The sequence below is a fragment of the Leifsonia lichenia genome (assembly GCF_054780215.1).
This window is the reverse complement of sequence record NZ_BAAGWT010000002.1, coordinates 347,470-364,309: the sequence shown is the minus strand read 5'-3', so window position 1 is coordinate 364,309 and position 16,840 is coordinate 347,470. Positions and strand designations below refer to the sequence as shown.

General features: G+C 69.2%; 17 protein-coding genes. 4 read left to right on the top strand and 13 right to left on the bottom strand.

The annotated features are described in order from the left end of the window. Positions 1–117 precede the first annotated feature (117 nt). The gene (locus ACYVGI_RS06260; protein WP_460631783.1) at positions 118–1,128 is read right to left on the bottom strand and encodes a LacI family DNA-binding transcriptional regulator; all 1,011 of its coding nucleotides are present in this window, start codon (positions 1,126–1,128) and stop codon (positions 118–120) included. Positions 1,129–1,204: 76 nt separating this feature from the next. On the opposite strand from ACYVGI_RS06260, the gene ACYVGI_RS06255 reads away from it, so the two are divergent. Then, a complete protein-coding gene (locus ACYVGI_RS06255) occupies positions 1,205–2,083 on the top strand; it encodes a UbiA family prenyltransferase (protein WP_460631782.1) in 879 nt (292 codons plus the stop codon). Here ACYVGI_RS06255 and ACYVGI_RS06250 read toward each other — a convergent pair. Further along, a complete protein-coding gene (locus ACYVGI_RS06250) occupies positions 2,065–3,453 on the bottom strand; it encodes an MFS transporter (RefSeq protein ID WP_460631781.1) in 1,389 nt (462 codons plus the stop codon). The genes ACYVGI_RS06255 and ACYVGI_RS06250 overlap by 19 nt on opposite strands. Positions 3,454–3,544: 91 nt before the next feature. Between ACYVGI_RS06250 and ACYVGI_RS06245 the strand changes: the two genes are divergently transcribed. Beyond that, on the top strand, positions 3,545–4,195 hold the full coding sequence (locus tag ACYVGI_RS06245) for a hypothetical protein (RefSeq protein WP_460631780.1): 651 nt from the start codon (positions 3,545–3,547) through the stop codon (positions 4,193–4,195). Positions 4,196–4,200: 5 nt separating this feature from the next. Continuing rightward, positions 4,201–4,398 carry a DUF6186 family protein gene (locus tag ACYVGI_RS06240; RefSeq protein WP_460631779.1) on the top strand — a complete coding sequence of 66 codons (198 nt, stop codon included), beginning with the start codon at positions 4,201–4,203 and terminating at the stop codon, positions 4,396–4,398. 9 nt (positions 4,399–4,407) lie between these two features. Here ACYVGI_RS06240 and ACYVGI_RS06235 read toward each other — a convergent pair whose 3' ends face one another. Then, a complete protein-coding gene (locus tag ACYVGI_RS06235; protein WP_460631778.1) occupies positions 4,408–5,748 on the bottom strand; it encodes an LCP family protein in 1,341 nt (446 codons plus the stop codon). Positions 5,749–5,858: 110 nt separating this feature from the next. After that, positions 5,859–6,593 (bottom strand): hypothetical protein, encoded by a 735-nt coding sequence (locus tag ACYVGI_RS06230; RefSeq protein WP_460631777.1) that lies wholly within the window; start codon positions 6,591–6,593, stop codon positions 5,859–5,861. A gap of 156 nt (positions 6,594–6,749) precedes the next feature. Between ACYVGI_RS06230 and ACYVGI_RS06225 the strand changes: the two genes are divergently transcribed. Then, entirely contained in the window at positions 6,750–7,889 is a 1,140-nt protein-coding gene (locus ACYVGI_RS06225; RefSeq protein WP_460631776.1) for a GNAT family N-acetyltransferase, read from the top strand. Here the strand turns inward: ACYVGI_RS06225 and ACYVGI_RS06220 are convergent. From ACYVGI_RS06220 to ACYVGI_RS06180, 9 genes are read right to left on the bottom strand one after another with little or no spacing between them, the layout of a single operon-like run. After that, complete coding sequence (locus tag ACYVGI_RS06220) at positions 7,852–8,823, bottom strand: ketopantoate reductase family protein (RefSeq protein ID WP_460631775.1); 972 nt, start codon at positions 8,821–8,823, stop codon at positions 7,852–7,854. The two genes, ACYVGI_RS06225 and ACYVGI_RS06220, sit on opposite strands and share 38 nt — an antisense overlap. Continuing rightward, complete coding sequence (locus tag ACYVGI_RS06215) at positions 8,820–9,674, bottom strand: alpha/beta fold hydrolase (RefSeq protein ID WP_460631774.1); 855 nt, start codon at positions 9,672–9,674, stop codon at positions 8,820–8,822. The genes ACYVGI_RS06220 and ACYVGI_RS06215 overlap by 4 nt, the downstream gene beginning before the upstream one ends. Continuing rightward, positions 9,671–11,386, bottom strand: a complete 1,716-nt coding sequence (locus ACYVGI_RS06210; protein ID WP_460631773.1) for a DUF885 domain-containing protein — start codon at positions 11,384–11,386, stop codon at positions 9,671–9,673. The genes ACYVGI_RS06215 and ACYVGI_RS06210 overlap by 4 nt, the downstream gene beginning before the upstream one ends. Positions 11,387–11,432: 46 nt before the next feature. Continuing rightward, a complete protein-coding gene (locus ACYVGI_RS06205; protein ID WP_460631772.1) occupies positions 11,433–12,146 on the bottom strand; it encodes an SDR family NAD(P)-dependent oxidoreductase in 714 nt (237 codons plus the stop codon). Continuing rightward, positions 12,133–13,029 carry a MurR/RpiR family transcriptional regulator gene (locus ACYVGI_RS06200; RefSeq protein WP_460631771.1) on the bottom strand — a complete coding sequence of 299 codons (897 nt, stop codon included), beginning with the start codon at positions 13,027–13,029 and terminating at the stop codon, positions 12,133–12,135. Before ACYVGI_RS06200 ends, ACYVGI_RS06205 begins: the two co-directional genes overlap by 14 nt. 43 nt (positions 13,030–13,072) lie before the next feature. Then, entirely contained in the window at positions 13,073–13,993 is a 921-nt protein-coding gene (locus ACYVGI_RS06195) for an isoaspartyl peptidase/L-asparaginase family protein (protein WP_460631770.1), read from the bottom strand. Further along, positions 13,993–14,829 (bottom strand): M55 family metallopeptidase, encoded by an 837-nt coding sequence (locus tag ACYVGI_RS06190; RefSeq protein WP_460631769.1) that lies wholly within the window; start codon positions 14,827–14,829, stop codon positions 13,993–13,995. The genes ACYVGI_RS06195 and ACYVGI_RS06190 overlap by 1 nt, the downstream gene beginning before the upstream one ends. Beyond that, a complete protein-coding gene (locus tag ACYVGI_RS06185; protein ID WP_460631768.1) occupies positions 14,826–15,854 on the bottom strand; it encodes an ABC transporter ATP-binding protein in 1,029 nt (342 codons plus the stop codon). The genes ACYVGI_RS06190 and ACYVGI_RS06185 overlap by 4 nt, the downstream gene beginning before the upstream one ends. Next, a complete protein-coding gene (locus ACYVGI_RS06180) occupies positions 15,851–16,840 on the bottom strand; it encodes an ABC transporter ATP-binding protein (RefSeq protein ID WP_460631767.1) in 990 nt (329 codons plus the stop codon). Before ACYVGI_RS06180 ends, ACYVGI_RS06185 begins: the two co-directional genes overlap by 4 nt.

Below are 16,840 nucleotides of genomic sequence, written 5' to 3'. Positions count from 1 at the left end.
TGCCCGAACAGCCGGCTCCGTCGTCGTTGAGCCGAATGTAGCGTTAATGACAGTTCACTGCAAGAAACTGACAGAGAGTAATTCGTTTGCGTACATTTGCGCCGAATTGCATAACAATTACGTCTGCAGAGCCGGTCCCGTCGACCCGCGAACCACCAGCTCCGGCTCGAAGAACAGCTCGTCCGAGATCGCGGAATCGCTCGAGATCTGACGCAGCAGCAGTTCGATCACCGTTCGCCCCATGGGCTCGATCGGCTGGCGCACCGTCGTCAGAGGGGGCTCGGTGCAGTTCATCAGCGCCGAGTCGTCGTAGCCGACGATGGAGACGTCCGCCGGAACCGAGAGACCGGCGCGGCGCACCGCCCGGATCGCGCCGAGCGCCATCGGGTCGCTCGCGCAGACGATCGCGGTGACCCCGGCCTTCAGAAGCCTGGCGGCCCCCGCCTGGCCTGCCTCCAGCGAGTACAGCGAGTGCACGACCAGCTCGTCGTCGAACTCGTCGCCCCAGCTCGCCACGATGCGCTTGGCGGCCGCGAGCTTCCGCTGCGACGGGACGTGATCCCTCGGCCCGAGCAGCAGGCCGATCCGCTCGTGCCCGAGCGACCGCAGGTGGCCGAGCGCCTGGGCTGTGGCGACCGTGTCGTCGCAGGACACCGTCGCGAAGTGCAGGTCGTCGACAGGTGCATTGACCAGCACCGTCGGCAGATTCAGGTCGGTGAGCCTGGCGTAGTGCTCGTGCGACGCATCCTGCTGGGCGTACGCGCCCCCGACGAAGACGACTCCGGACACCTGCTGCTGCAACAGCAGTTCGACGTAGTCGGACTCGGAGATGCCCCCGGCCGTCTGCGTGCAGAGCACGGGGGTGTATCCGTTCTGCGCTAGCGCTCCGCCGATGACCTCCGCGAACGCGGGGAAGATCGGGTTCTGCAGCTCGGGCAGCACCAGTCCGACCAGGCGGGCACGCTCGCCGCGCAACTTGGTCGGGCGTTCGTAGCCCAGAACATCCAGGGCCGTGAGCACCGCCTGTCTGGTCGCCTCGGACACACCCGGTTTCTCGTTCAGGACGCGGCTGACCGTCGCTTCACTGACTCCGACCTTGCGAGCGACCTCGGCGAGACGTTTCGACATGCGCTCAGCATACGCAATTCCTTGCAAGACAGCGCAAGTCTTTTGCAAGACAGCAGATCGGCCTAGCATGGCGCTCATGACACAGCGCACGAAGGCCGGTGCGGTCGGCACGGCGAGGCCACGGGCGCGCTCCGTGTCGGCGCTGCTGCTCGCCAGCCACCCCGGCCCGAGCGTCGTCGTGACAGTCGTCGCCACCGTGCTCGGGGCGGGTCTCGGCTATCCGCCCGGCCGGCTGCTGCTGCTCGCTCTGGCGATCCTGCTCGGCCAGCTCTCCATCGGCTGGTCGAACGACTGGCTCGACGCCGCACGGGATGCGCAGGTCGAGCGCGCGGACAAACCGGCGGCGCGCGGGGCCATCCGCGCGACGACGGTCCGCGCCTGGTCGTTCGCCGCGCTGCTCGCCGCGATCCTCGTCACCCTGCTGCTCGGGCCGCTGGCGACCCTGGCACACGCCATCGCCATCGCGGGCGGCTGGGCGTACAACCTGGGGCTCAAGGCCACCGCGATCTCGTTCCTGCCGTTCGCGATCAGCTTCGGGCTCCTGCCCGCCATCGCGACGCTCGGCCTCGAACCGCCGCGGTTCGCCGCCGCCTGGGTCGTCGCAGCGGGAGCCCTGCTCGGCGTCGCCGCCCACGTGACCAACGTGCTGCCGGACCTTGCGGACGACGACCGCACGGGCATCCGGGGACTGCCGCACCGGATGGGGGCGGTGCCGAGCGGGCTGCTCGCGTTCTCGTGTCTCGCCGCTGCGAGCATCCTGATCGCGTTCGGGCCCGGCTGGCCTCCGCGCATCCCGTTGCTGATCGGTCTGGTGATCGGCATCGGGATCGCCGTCGCCGGAGTCGTGCTGCTGCTGCGCCGCTCGCCGACGCGCCTGCTGATGCAGTTCATCATGGGATGCGCGATCGTCGACGTGCTGATGCTCGCGTTCGCCGGTCAGTCGACGACCGTCTGAACCTTCTCCGCCGCAGGCTCATGGTTGCGGATGCCGATGGCCGAGACGACGCCGCCCACCAGCATCAGCGCGGCAGCGGTGATCATCGCCCTGTCGAGCCCTGCCCTGTCGAGCGTGCCGCCGACGATCAGCCCGATCATCGCGACCGTCACCAGCCCGGCGATCCTCGACACCGCGTTGTTGACCGCCGAGCCGATGCCTGCCTGTGCGGGGTGGATCGACCCGAGGATCGCGCTGGTCAGCGGCGCCACCGTGATCGAGAGCCCGACCCCGAACAGGAGGACGGCGGGCAGGAGGTTCGTCCAGAAGTTCACGTCCTCCCCCATCGTCAGTAGCCAGAGGAACCCGCACGCCGCGATGACCGGGCCGATCGCCATGAACAGCCGCGGGCCGTACTTCCCCGCGAGTCCGCCGAACACGCCGGAGAGCAGCAACATGCACAGCGTCGACGGGATGAAGACGAACCCTGCCGCCGTCGCCGCGAACCCTGCCACCTGCTGCAGGTAGAGCGTGACGGTGAGCGGCGCGAACGCGAGCGCGCCGTAGACGAGAGCAGTGGCGATGTTGCCCACCCAGAAGTTGTGCACCCGGAACAGCCCGAGCGGCAGCATCGGCTGCTTCGCCCTGGTCTGCCAGAAGAAGAACGCGGCGAGTGAGACCAGGCCAAGGATCAGCGGGAGGAAGACACGCGGGCTCCCCCAGCCGTACACGCCCTGCTCGATCAGCGCGAAAACGGTGCCCGCCAGACCGACGGACCCGAGGACGGCGCCGAGCACGTCGACGCGGCCGCCCATCCCGTGGTCGCTCTGCTTGAGGCCGAGCATCATGGCCAGGGTGATGCCGATCGGCACCACGTTGATCACGAAGACCCAGCGCCAGGAGAGCGTGTCCACGAAGATGCCGCCGAGCACGGGACCGGCGATCATCGCCACACCCGTCCACGCGGTCCAGCGGCCGATCGCCTTCGCCTGCGCCGCACCGGAGAACGTCGAGATGATGATCGCGAGCGAACTCGGCACCAGCAGCGCCCCGGCGACGCCCTGCAGCGCGCGGGCGACGACCAAGAACACCCCGGTCGGCGCGAACGCGCAGAGCAGCGAGGTGATCAGGAAGCCGATGAGGCCGGCGTACAGCACCCGTTTCCGCCCGAAGACGTCGGACAGCGACCCGGCGATCAGGATGAGCGAGCCGAGCGTCACCAGGTAGGCGTCGACCACCCACTGCTGCAGAGGAAGCCCGCCGCCCAGCTCCTTCGAGATCGCGGGGAGCGCCACGTTGATCACAGCGCCGTCGAGGAAGGCGACGAAACTCGCCAGAATCGCGATCAGCAGCACCCTGCGCTGCGTCGGCGACATACGCTCGGATACCATGTTCTCAGTAAACGGGGAGCGCGCCCGGATAGCAACAGCAGCGGGCTCCCAGGGGGCTCCCGCCCTGCGCCGGGCGTAGCCTGTATTCGAGATGTCCGATGAGTCGCGCCCAGTCTCCGCGCGATCGGGGCCCGCGGCGACCCGGATCGCCATCGTCACGCGCCTCGCCTGGCTGCTGGTGCTCGTCCTCACCGCGGTGTTCCACTTTCTCCGCGGCGCTCCGGTGGATGCGTGGATCTTCCTGGGCGGGGCCGTCGTGATCGCTCTGGACGGGCTGGGCTGGCTGCGCATCCCGTTGCGCGCGCTGCCGGACAGGGAGACGCTGTCCCGTCGCATCGTGGCATACACGCTGATCGGGGTCGCGGCGGTCACCTTCGCGTTCGCCCCGCTCTACGGCGGCATCGACACGGCGATCGTGGTCGGCTTGGGCGTGCTTCTGCTGCCGGTGGTGTGGACGGATCGGGCGCGCGCATCCGGAGCAGTGGAAGCGGGAGCCGCGGATGCGAGCGCCGGTGCGGCCGTGCGCCGCGCCGCCATCGCGTGGTCGGCCGTCATCGTCGCCGGATGCGCGTGGGAGATCGCGGTCTTCTTCCTCGGGCGCCCCTCACCCACGGCCGAGAACGACTTCCCCGCCCTCTCCGACCTCGTCGACCCTGCCGTCGCCTGGCCACCCGCCCGCGCGGCGCTCGTCGTGCTCTGGCTCGCGGGCGGCTACGCCCTGATCAGACGGGGACGACGATGAGGGAGGTGACCATCGCGGGCTTCCTGCTCTGCGGTGTCGCGATGGCCGCGCTGGTGCTGCAGTCCCACCGTGACCCGCTGCGGATCGCGAGGTTCTCCACCCTGCTCGACGTGGTGCTCGCCGACCGCGCGGCGCGCTTCACCATCCTGCTGTTCTGGTGGTGGCTCGGCTGGCACTTCCTGGTGGTGCCGCCGATGCCGTGACCTTCCCTGCTAGTTGTTGCCCTTCGTGCAGGTCTGTTGCGCTGCGGTCTGGCCGGTGATGCTGCTGGGCAGCTCGATCGGGCCGGACGTCGCGGGCGGGGTGGACGTGTCGCCGGGCGACGGCCCTGTCGTGCCCGGTGCCGTCGTGCCCGGTGCCGTCGTATCCGGCGCCGTCGTCGTGCCCGGCGCTGCGGGCGCCGTCGGCGTCCCCGTGCCCGCCTGGTCCTCCGCAGCGCGTCCCGTCGTGCCGGTGAGCTTCACCGGCTGGTCGTTGACCAGGGCGGTGTTGATCGCCTGCGCCGCCGTGTCGTCCACGATCACACGGTTCACGTCGTCCGGGTCGGTCACGGCCGGGTACTGCATGAACACCATGTTGTCGAGCCCGGTGTCCTTCAGCGCGAGGGCGATCTCGACCAGCGTGGTCGGGTTGGTCAGTGTGTCGGACGGCGTGATGTTCTCCACCGCGGCCTTCGCCAGCCCGTAGAGCTGCACCGGGTTCCCGAGCACACCACCGGAGACGACTTTCCTGGCCAGCGCGGACAGGAACACCTGCTGGTTGCTGATCCTGCCGAGGTCGCTGCCGTCGCCGACGCCGTGCCTGCTGCGCAAGAACGACAACGCGACATCGCCGACCAGGGTGTTCTCACCGGAGGGCAGGTCGAGCGGCGGGTTCGTGTAGTCGTCGGTGACCGGCGTGGCGAGGCAGACCGTGACGCCGCCGATCGCGTTGGACATGGCGCTCACGCCGTTGAAGTTGATCACGGCGGCGAACGGGATGTCGACTCCCGTCATCTTCTCCACGGTGAGGACGACGCAGGGCAGGCCGCCGCGCGACAGCGCCGTGTTGAACATCGCGCTGCTCGATCCGTCGACGGTGCCGCCGCCGGTCGGCGCAGGGCAGTCCGGGATCTCGACCATCAGGTCGCGCGGGAAGCTGATGACCATCGCGCTCTTGTGGTCCTGGGCGATGTGCAGCAGCATCGTCACGTCGTTGTTGCCCTCGCCGCTGCTCGCATCCTGCTCGTCCGCCGAGTTGTAGACGCCGCCGAGGTTGCTGCGGCTGTCTGTGCCGGTGAGGAGCAGGTTGACGCCGCCCTGGATGGCGCCGACGTTCGGGATGGCCTGCTTGGTGTGCCCGGGCAGCGCCGCGAGGACGACGCCGGTCTTGACCGAGCGCGCGACGTCCCAGACCGCGTACGCGGCGATCCCGCCGGCGCTCACCACCGCCACGGCGACCACCGCTGCGACGATCCGCATGATCGTGCCGACGGCGCGGCGGCGGGGAAGACGGCCGTGCCGCACGGCGGTCGGCCCCTTGGCGCGCTGGTGCCGACGCGGCAAGTCGGTCATCGAGGGTCCTTCGGAGGTGAGGCGTAAGCAGGAATGTCGAAATACTAGCTATAAGACCTATCGGTCAGCTTGGAGGCGCACTGAGTGTCCTGAAAGCCCGCTCACGCCGCTCACCGGCGCGGCAGAGGCGCCCGCAGCGGCGACGCGTGTGCCAGCTCGACCACGATGGCCTTGTCGTCGCCCGGATTCGCGGCGTCGAACCACAGCCGCGTCTGCTGACCGTCCTGGATGGGGTCTTCCGCCCGCACCACCATCGGCCGCTGCACCCAGCGCTGCACGCCCTGCAGGTCGGTGAACCCGAAGGTGACCGTTGTGAAGATCCGGTCGCTCTCATGGAACACCGTGTATCCCTTGTCGGTGACCACGGCGGCGACCTGGGTGCCAGACCGCATGGCCGACTCCTCAGCGCCGGCGCGCCTCCTGCGCGCACCGGCTGCGGCGACCCCGAGCAGCAGGCACACCGCGGCCAGGGCCAGCAGACCGTACCCGATGTACGTGACGAGCGCGGGGCCGCTGTCCGCAGAGACCATGATCGCCCCGACACCGGCACCGAGGAGCACGGTGGCGTTCCCGTACATCATGCCGAGGTCGCCGCGCTTCAGCACGATCGCAGCCCACGCGATGGATGCGGCGATCGCCAGCAGCATCCCGACCGGGATCGCCACCAGCACGAGCACAGGAGGCTCCTCCGGCTGCTCCTGCATCATCGTGCCGAACCCGCCCCAGCCGTACCCGGCCGCCAGACCCCCGACCAGCAGGAGCAGCAGCACGACCGCGACCCGGACGTTGGACGGCCGCCGTGCGGCTCGCTCGCGGCGGGCGATGGTCGGGTCCACGGTGCTCATCCCGTCATTCAATCGGCATCCGGCGACCGAGCACAAGAACCCTCTTGCCCTCCGTGTCGCCGTCGTGCAACACTGTCCATCGTGATCCGTTAGCAGTGGTTCCCTTCCTCCCCACGACCGTGGGTGAGTCGATCGATCCTGCAAACCGAGGTCACCATGTCATCTTCTGAATACTCTTCCGCGTCCGTTTCCTCCCCCGATCGCGCCAGCGCCACCGGCCACGCCTTCACCATCTCCACGGTCACGGTTCCCGACAGCGTCGACGCCCCAGACGCCGCCGGCTTCATCGGCATGGCCACGGTGCGCAGCATCGTGGAGGCGGAGTTGCGCGGAGACAACTTCCCCGCCGCCGCCCCCGAGGTCGCCGCCGCCGAGCTGCTCCCGCAGTGGAAAGACCAGGCGACCCTCTCGCGCGGCCTCATCGCCACCGTCGACGGCCGTGTCGTCGGCCGCGGCACGCTGGCCCTGCCCGGCGACGCCCCCGAATGCTGGTCGGCGGTGTCCGTGCTGCCCGAATACCGTGCGGCAGGGATCGGCTCCGCGCTGTACGAGCGCCTGGAGCAGATGGCGCGGGACGCCGGACGCCGCACCATCCAGAACCAGACCGATTTCCCCGCGGGTCTCGGCGGAGACAGCATCCCGGCCCCCACCGGGTTCGGGTCTGTGCCCGCCGGTCTCGCATCCACCCGGTTCCTGATCCGCTACGGCTTCACCCTGGAGCAGGTCGGGAGGATGAGCGGCCTCACCCTCCCCCTGGATCCGCAGCTCGCCGCGTCGAGCCTCGGCACAGCGCGGACCGCCGCCTCCGGTTACCACACGGTCACCTGGGAGGGCAGGACGCCCGACGACTGGGTGGACGCATTCGCGCTGATGCGCACCCGGATGACCACGGACACCCCGAACGCCGGCATGGAGCAGACCGAGGACGTCTGGACCGCGGACCGCATCCGCGCGTTCGACGACGTCTGGGCGGAGAGCCCGATGGCCATGCTGACGACGATCGCGGTCGAGACCGCGACGGGACGCCCGGCCGGCTACACGGAACTCGGCGTCCCGACCGAACCGGAGCGCCCCGTCGAGCAAATGGACACGCTGGTCCTCGCCGACCACCGCGGCCACCGCCTCGGGATGCTCCTGAAGCTCACCAATCTGCGCGAGCTGAGCGCCCGCTTCCCCGACGCCAGGATCGTGGAGACGATGAACGCCGAGGACAACCGCCCGATGCTCGACGTGAACGAGGTCATCGGCTTCGTTCCGCTCAGCTACGCTGCGCGGTGGAAGAAGCGGATCGGCTGACGAAGTCGGCGAGCTCGTCGAGGTTGGCGGTCTCGCACACGCGATCGCCGTTCTCGATGTCGTGGATGATGTCACCGACCTTTCGGAAGATCGGCCCGTCGACATCGCGGAGCATCTCATCGATCTCGGTCTTGCGCTTCCGCACGGTGAGATCGCGGTAGATGCCGCTGTGCGTCTTGGCGCTGCGGCGGTTGAAGGCCGCGAGGCGGTCGAGGGAGCCTTCGAGGTCGTCCGGCACGAAGCCGTCGAAGCTCTCGACCGTCACCGGGGCCTGCGCGAGCACTTCGGACGCGATGGCGATCATCACGGGGCGATAGCGCGGGTCCTCGAGCGAGTCCGCGATGGAGAGGTCGGAGACGGCCCCTGCCCACAGCATCGCCCCGTACGCCTCCTTTCCCCACAGATAGCCGAGCACGTTGTCGGTCGCCTCCGCATACGGGAGGGCGTCCGCGAGCTCTCGCACGCGTGGGGTGATGCGTCCTCCATCGAGCTCGCCGACCCGGAAGGTCGCGACGTTGCCCTGCATGATGCGCCCAGGGCCCATCACGTCGGCCCCGAAGTTCACGAAGCTCGACACCACCCTGTCGCGCCCGAGAGCACCGGTGAGGATGTCGGCGGTGAGACCGTTCTGCACCGTGAGGACGTAGCCGTCCTCGGCGAGGCGCGGCGCGAGCAGGTCGGCGACAGAGCCGGTGTGGTGGCTCTTGACGGCGACGATGGCGCGGTCGACGACAGCGGGCAACTGGTCGGGCAGAATGGCGGGGATGCGCACGGTGAACTCGTTCACCGGGCCCTCGATCCGCAGACCGTCCCGATTGATCGCGTCGACGTGCGCCGCGTCGGCGTCGCAGAGGGTGACGTCGTGGCCATCGAGGGTCATCAGGGCGCCGATCGTGCCGCCGATGGCCCCCGCGCCGATGATGTGCATCCTCATCGCGCCACCGCCAGAGCGGGAACAGCGCGATCGACGAACGCGCGAAGCACCCGCTGGAACTCTTCCGCCTCCTCCACCTGGGGCGAGTGGCCCGACTTCTCGAAGATCACGAGCTCGGCATCGGGAATCAGGGAGGCGATCGTCTCGGACGCGCTCACCGGGGTCACCCAGTCCTTGCGTCCGACGGTCACGAGGGTCGGCACCGCGATGTCCGGGAGGGCGGGCTTCACGTCGTAGATCGGCCAGTTCTGCTGGAAGCACCAGTTGTGAGACTCGTGGCGGTAAATGCCGGCCTCGACGCGCGCTGCGGACTTCTCCGCGTCGTAGTCGAAGTCGTAGAGCGGGATGAGCTCTGCCCAGCAGGCCTTCAGATCGGCGTCGTCGCGGATCTCTCCGCCCCAGTACCTGTTGAAGTTGTCCCAGTTGATCTCCACCCTGTCCTGGGTGCGCGCGTTCTCGAAGGCGAGCGCGAGGTTGCTGCCGTCCGCCGAGGTGTCGCGCAGGATGATCGCCGAGACGTGCTCCGGGTATGCGACCGCGTACTCGAGCGCGATGAACCCGCCGTACGAACCGCCGGCGACGACCACCTTCTCCACTCCTGCCCACTCGCGGATCGCATCCACGTCGGCGGCCCACTGCTGGTGCGAATACGGCGGGACGCCCTCGCTCAGCCCACACCCGCGCGCGTCGAAGACGATGACGCGGAACCGGTCGGCCAGCGGGCCGAAGGTCGCCCGCGGTTCGGCCAGCGACCCGATGCCTCCACCGCCGTGATGGGCGATGAGCACGGGCCCGTCCTCCGGCCCGAAGACCTCGACGTTCAGCCTGCAGCCATTGATCGTGACGTTCATGCGTGACCTTTCTGAGTGGTGATGTCTGCCTGCCAGCGCTGAACAGCGCCCGCCAGGACGGACAGGGGCACGGCGCCGTTCCCGAGGACGGCGCCGTGGAAGCCGGGAAGCGAGAAGCGGTCGCCCAGCGTGCGCTCGGCTTCCGACCGCAGCCGCACGATCTCCTGACGCCCGATCATGTACGCCAGGGCCTGCCCTGGCCAGGCGATGTAGCGATCGATCTCATTGCGCACGTTCGCCTCGGTGGTGACCGTGTTCTCCCACATGAACCGCATGGCGCGTTCCCGCGACCAGCCGTAGTGGTGGATGCCCGTGTCGATCACCAGCCGGCAGGCACGCAGCGAGGAGAAGGAGAGCATCCCGAGGCGCTGCAGGTCGTCGGTGTACAGCCCGAGCTCGTCCGCGAGCTTCTCCGCGTAGAGACCCCAGCCCTCGATGAAGCCGCAGAGCTCGGTGTCGAGGTAGCGACGGTAACGCGGGATGTCGAGGGTTTGCGCCGTGGCGAGCTGCAGGTGATGGCCGGGCGTCGACTCGTGGAACGCGAGGGCCTCGTACTCGTAGGAGTACCTGCTCGGCGGGTCCGTGGTGAGCAGGCAGTGGGCGCCGGGACGGCTGCCGTCCGCCGCGGGCGGACGGTAGTATGCCAGCGCAGCGTGCTCGGCGTCGATCGGGTTGATCTCCTCGATCACGCAGTCCGCGATGTCGAACGGGGGGAACGCGAGCGGTCGCGCGGCCTCTGCCCTGGCGAGCGCCCTCTCCGCGACGTCGATGATCTGCTCGCGGGTGCGGAAGCGCAGCGCCGGGTCGTCACGGAGCCGCTGGCGGATCTCGTCGAAGTCGCTCGTGCCGAGCGCGCTCAGGCCGAGCGCTCGCCAGCTCTCCCTCTGCTCTGCGATGATGTCGAGCCCGAGCTGGTGGATGCTCGGCGCATCCATCGCGGTGGTGGTGTGCCTGCGCACGGAATCGCGATAGATGTCCTCCCCGCCTGGCACGTTCAGGATGCCGACGTGCTCGTCGTCGCGGGCGCCGGGAAGGAGCCCGTCGCGCATCCGTTCGGCGAGGGCGAGCATGGCCGGCCGGATGCTGTCGGCGACGATCCGCTCTGCGCGCTCGCGCACCCCGGCGCCCGCAGCGCTCCTGGTCGGTTTGAGCAGAACGTCCTGGTCGAGCGGCAGCGCCGCGTATCCGGTGAGCTGTTGCACGGCGTGCGCGATGCCGACGGCCGGCGCGACCCTGCCCCTGGCGGCCTCGACGTCGTAGCGGTCGGCCAGCGCGCTCAGCGATCCAGCGACGCCGTCGAGCCTCGACAGGTAGCGGTCGGCGCCGTCTGCATCCACGATGGTCATCGCGGGAAGCGCCTGAAAGATGAGCGCCTGCCTGCTCACGTAGCTCTTGGCCGAGGCGTTCGCCGCCCACTGCGCGTGGTGGGCATCCCGTTCAGCGCCCCAGGTGAGGGTGCCGAGCACCGCGTGATCGACCTGCTCCGCCTGGCTCAGCCCGCCGGTGGGGATGGCATCGAGCTCGGCGGCGATGGCGCGGAATTCGGCTGCCGCCCGCTCGCTGGCCTCGATCGACGGATCGTTGCTGAGGTGATCGAAGTCCTGGATGCCGAGCAGCGTCGCGCTGTACGGGTCGAAGGTGTGCTGGGTGGTGAAGTAGCGGCGGCCGAGGTCGGAGAGCGCGGCGGAGGCCGCGGTGGAGCTGTCGTTCACGGTGTTCCTTGGGTTCGATGGGGTGGACAGGCGCGGGGAACGCTGGTCAGAACAGCGAGTGGCCGCCGTCGATCGAGAGGGTCTGCCCGCTGATCCAGCCGGCGTCGGGAGACGCGAAGAACCGGACCCCTCTGGCGATGTCGGCGGGCTCGCCGACCCTGCGGGTGGCGATCCTCTCGAGGATGGCGCGCTGTCCGTCCTCTCCGTAGCCTGCCCACTGTGCCCGCGACGACGGGTTCGAGAGCACGAACCCCGGTGCGATGCAGTTCACCGTGACCCCGAACGGGCCGAGCTCGTGCGCGAGCTGTCTGGTGAAGCCGATCTGCGCGGCCTTGGCCGTCGTGTACGCCTGGATGCCTGTCAGACTCACGCTGCGGCCCGCGCCGGACGAGATGGTGACGATGCGTCCGAAGCCCTGCTCCTTCATCCGGCCCGCGGCAGCTCTGGTGCTCTGGAACATGGTCTGCAGGTTGGCGTCGAGCACGGCGAACCAGTCGGAGTCGACCAGCTCGTCGATCGGGGTGTGGGTCTGACCGACGACCCCGCCCGCGTTGTTGACCAGGATGTCCACGGACGGCAGCCGGTCGAAGAACTCGGTCGCCGCCGCGGTGTTCGAGAGGTCCACTGTGTCGCGGTCGACGCCGATCACTGTCGCGCCTGCACCCTCCAGTTCGGCCACGATGGCCTGGCCGATTCCCTGCGCGGTGCCCGTCACGACGGCGGTGAGGCCCTCGAACTCGTTCGTTTCACCCGTCTGCACTGAAGTTTCCGTCCTGTTGGTTCTGATATTCACTCGCGCGGAAGGAGCGGTGGATGTGCACCTTCTCCTCCCACGCGCTCATCCGGCGAATCGCCCGCTCCCCCACCTCGTGGAACACGCCCTCGACCAGGGCCTCGATCAGCACCATGAGACCGGCGAAGGAGTCGAAGGGAATGCCCTCGACCGCCACCGGCAGCACGATGTCCGCGTCCTCGACGCTCGGCGAGAGGAACTCGTCGGTGATGACGATGACGGTGGCCCCCTGCTCACGGGCGAGCTCGGCGACCTGCTTGCTCGCCAGCTCGTACCTGCGCAGGTCGAACACGATCGCCACGGCGTCCTTCTTGAGCGCGAGGTACTTGCCGATGTCGCGGCCGAGCGGCTCCGGCGCGTACTCGACCCCGGGGATGAGCTGGTCGAGCTGCATCGCCAGGATGTCTGCGAGATGGCGCGAGAAGTACCCACCGGAGAGCAGCACGGACTTCGGCTTGGCTCCGAGCGCGGCCACCGCCCTGTCGAACTCGGCAGGCGGGATGCTCGAATAGAGCCGGTCGACGAGCCCGGCCCGCTGTTCGACCGATCGCCGGAACACGCTCTCCTCCGTCCCGGGCGGCAGCACCTGCTGCGCCCGCGTCACCGGTGCGTTGAGCTGGTGCGACACCTCCGCGCGCAGGCGGGACTGGAACTCGGCGAAGCCGCCGATCTCCAGGCGGGCGATCAGCCGGAGCACCGTCGGCGTGCTCGTCCCTGCCGCCCTGGCGAGAGACGCCGCGCTCGAAAGACCGGCGCTCGGATAGTCGGCCAGCAGCGTGCGAGCGGCTTTGCGCTCGGCGGGGCTCAGCTCGTCCATCCTGGCGAAGATCTCGTCTTTGATCGGTGTCATGGGTGTTTCCTCCAGTGGAAGTTCGTCGCGCGTGCTCTCAGTATTACGTCAGCGCGACGAGTTCGGCCGGAGTGCGGTACGCGGCGAACATCGCCGGTGAGTTGTGGGCGACGACGACCCGTCCGTCCGCGCCGACGGCGATGATGCCGCCGCTTGCGCCCCTGCTGTCGAGTTCGCTCTCGATCGTTGCCGCGACAGCGGTGGCGAGGTCGGCGCCGGTGTACCGCATCCTGGCGCAGATGTCGTGCGAGACGACACCCTCGATGAAGGACTCGCCCTCGCCGGTGCAGGAGACGGCGACGACGCCGTCGCGGGCGTATGTGCCCGCTCCGACGACGGGTGTGTCGCCCACCCGGCCGTCGCGCTGGTTGACCATGCCGCCCGTCGAGGTCGCCGCCGCGACGCGACCGCTCCGGTCGACGGCGACGGCGCCCACCGTGCCGTGCCTGGACGCCTCCAGCTTGCGCGCCTGGACGTTCGTGAGCTGGAGCTGTCTCGCCGGCGTCACGAAGTAGTCAGGGCTCACCAGTTCGAGTCCCCACTCCTCGACCTGTTCGTCCCGGGGAGAGACGAGCAGCACATGGCCCGACTCCTCGAGCACCGCTCTGGCGAGGAACACCGGGTTCTTCGCCGCACGGGAGACGGCGACCGCGCCCGCCCGCCCGTCGCCCGTCATCACGCAGGCGTCGAGCTCCGCTGCACCGGATGCGGTGAGCGCGGCTCCGCGCCCGGCGTTGAACAGCGCGTTGTCCTCGAGGTGCCGCACGGTTTCGCAGACCGCGTCGAGCGCCGATCCGCCGGCAGCGAGGATGGCGCTTCCCGCCGCGTGCGCCTCCGACAGCCCGCGCGCGTACTGGCCCTGAGCTTCGAGGGACAGCTCCTCCAGGCGGCCTCCTGCCCCTCCGTGGAGCACGAGGGCGTAGCCGTTCTCGCCCGGGTCGACGTCGATGATCCTGGTCGTCATCAGCGGCCACCCGCCTGACGGGTGATGTAGTTGACCGCGACGAACGACTCGAACGCGGAGAGCAGGTCGCCGCCCTGGATGCGCACCGCCCGCTCCGCCGTGCGCTCCACACCGCGCGCCCACGTGGCAACCTCGGCCATGTCCCCGGTCTGGAACTCGAGGTCGAGGGCGACCGGCGACGTGATCCCTGTTCCCGCAACGCGTCCGGCGGCGACGGCTTCCATGGCCTGCTTCGCTCCTGCCTCGATGAGGCGGCAGGACTCCGTCGGGTGCAGGTTCAGCGCGCTGAACCGCGTGATCGACTCCTTGGTGGTGACGGTGACCGCATCGGGAGCGAACGGGCGGGTCTCCTCCTGGACCACCGCATCCCCGGACAGGAACGCGATCGGAACGCCGTAGTGCTCTGCGACGAGCGCGTTGATGCCGCTCTCCCCCACCTCGACGCCGTTGACGGCCGCTCTGGTGAAGACCTCCGGGTTGTATGTGTGCGACAGCGTCGACGGGCGGCCGGAGATGGAACCGTGGTAGCCGACGAAGAAGATCGCGTCGAACGTGTCGTCGAGGCCCTGCATCATGTAGCGCGGCTTGTGACGGCCGGACAGGTACTTCGCCCCACCGGCGATCTTGCGCGGGTCGAGGTTGGCCATGCGGCTGTGCGAGTCGTTCAGGACGATCTCGGTCGCTCCCCCGGCGATGGCGCCGGTGATCGCAGCGTTGACCTCGTCCTGCAGCAGGTCGCATCCAAGCGCGTACGACGGGCCGCTCCCCGGGCGGCACTGGTCCCAGTCGACGATGCCGGCGACGCCTTCCATGTCGAACGAAATCCAGACCTTCATTGCTTCTCCTTCTGTTCGCCGGTCGGGGCGATGCTCGGTAGTGCCGCGGACTTGATGCAGGCGGCGCTGTGGTCGGTCGCCACCTGGATCAATGGTGGGTCGATGGTGGTGCACTCCTCCGACGCGAAGGCGCAACGCGGGCTGAACCGGCACCCGGTCGGCAGATCGAACGGGCTCGGCGGCTCGCCGTCCAGGATCGGCATACTGTTCCTGCTGCCCGGGTTCATCCTCGGGATGGAGTCGATCAGCGCCCTGGTGTACGGGTGCCGCGGGTTCGAGAACAGCTCTGCGGTGTCGGCCACCTCGACGATGCGCCCCAGATACATGACCGCGACCCGCTGGCTCAGGTGCTGGACCACGGCGAGGTTGTGGGCGACGAACAGGATGCTCAGGCCGAGGTCCCGCTGCAGCGTGCCGAACAGATCGAGGATGGTCGCCTGCACGGACACGTCGAGCGCGGAGACCGGCTCGTCGGCGATCAGGACGTCCGGTCGCACGGCCAGGGCACGCGCGATGGCGAGCCGTTGTCGCTGCCCTCCGGAGAACTGGCTGGGGTATGCGTCGAGCGCGTCGGCGTCCAGCCCGACCTGGTTGAGCAGGCGGAGGCACTCCGCCGTGACCTCCGAACGCGGGACGATGCGGTGCAGCAGGAGCAGTTCGCTGAGCATCGCCCGAACGCTGAGCCGCGGATTCAGCGAGGAGTACGGGTCTTGGAAGACCATCTGCACCCGTCGTGCCGCATGGCGTCCGCGCGGCGCCCCGGCTGCTGCATCCCAGTCCAGGCTGCCGTCGGTGGGCGTGAGGCTCCCGACCAGGATCTTCGCGAGCGTCGATTTCCCTGAACCTGACTCGCCGACCAGCGCGAGGATCTCGCCGCGCCGCAGGTCGAGGTCGACGCCGTCGAGCGCGGTGAGCGTTGCTCTGGGTCCGCGCGACCACGGTCCCCGGCCGCCGAGGTCGTAGGTCTTCGTGATGTCCGCGACCCGGAGGATCGTGGTCTGTTCGCGTTCCTGCACGTCGGTCATGCCGTCGCCTCCAGCAGTCTGCCCACCTCGAAGCACGCGGAGGCGTGCCCGGTTTCGTGCTCCTCCAGCGGCGGGGACGCCACGTGGCAGTGCTCTTGCGCGAACGCGCAGCGGGGCGCGAAGGCGCAGCCGTCCGTGCGGTGTGCCAGGTTGGGCGGGAATCCCGGGATCGCGACGAGGGCGCGATCCGGCTGGTCGAAGTCGGGAGCGGATGCGAGCAGCCCTGCGGTGTATGGATGCTCCGGCCTGCGGAACACGCGCTCGACCGTGCCACGCTCCACGATCCTGCCGGCGTACATCACGGCGAGCTCGTCGCAGGTCTGGTTCACGACGGCCAGGTCGTGCGTGACGAACAGCAGGGATGCGCCGACCTCCTCGCACAGGTCCTCCAGCAGACGAAGCACCTGGTGCTGCACGGTCACGTCGAGCGCGGTGGTCGGTTCGTCGCAGAGCAGGAGTTTCGGCTTGCAGGAGAGCGCCATCGCGATCATCACGCGCTGCCGCAGTCCTCCGGACAGCTCGTGCGGGTATGCCCGCGCCCGCCTGGCAGGGTCGGGGATCCCGGTCTTCGCCATCATGCTCACGGCGAGCTCCCACGCAGCGGCCTTGGAGAGCCCGAGGTGGCGGCGGGAGCCCTCCGCGATCTGGTCGCCGACGCGGAGCACCGGGTTCAGGGCGGTCATCGGCTCCTGGAAGATCATCGCGATCTCCGGTCCCATCAGCGCGCGCCGTGCGGCACCCGTCGTCGCAGCGAGGTCGATGTCGCCGTAGCGCAGCGATCCGCTGAGGATCTCGACTCCGCGCGGCAGCAGCCCGACGATGGAGCGCAGCGTCATCGACTTCCCCGATCCCGATTCGCCGACGATGCCGAAGCGCTCGCCTCTGGCGATCCGGAACGAGACGTCGTCGACGATCACCGTCGGCGGCCGGTTGCCGTTGCGCACGCCGAGCGTGAGGTTCGAGACCTCGAGGATGGTGTCGCTCAC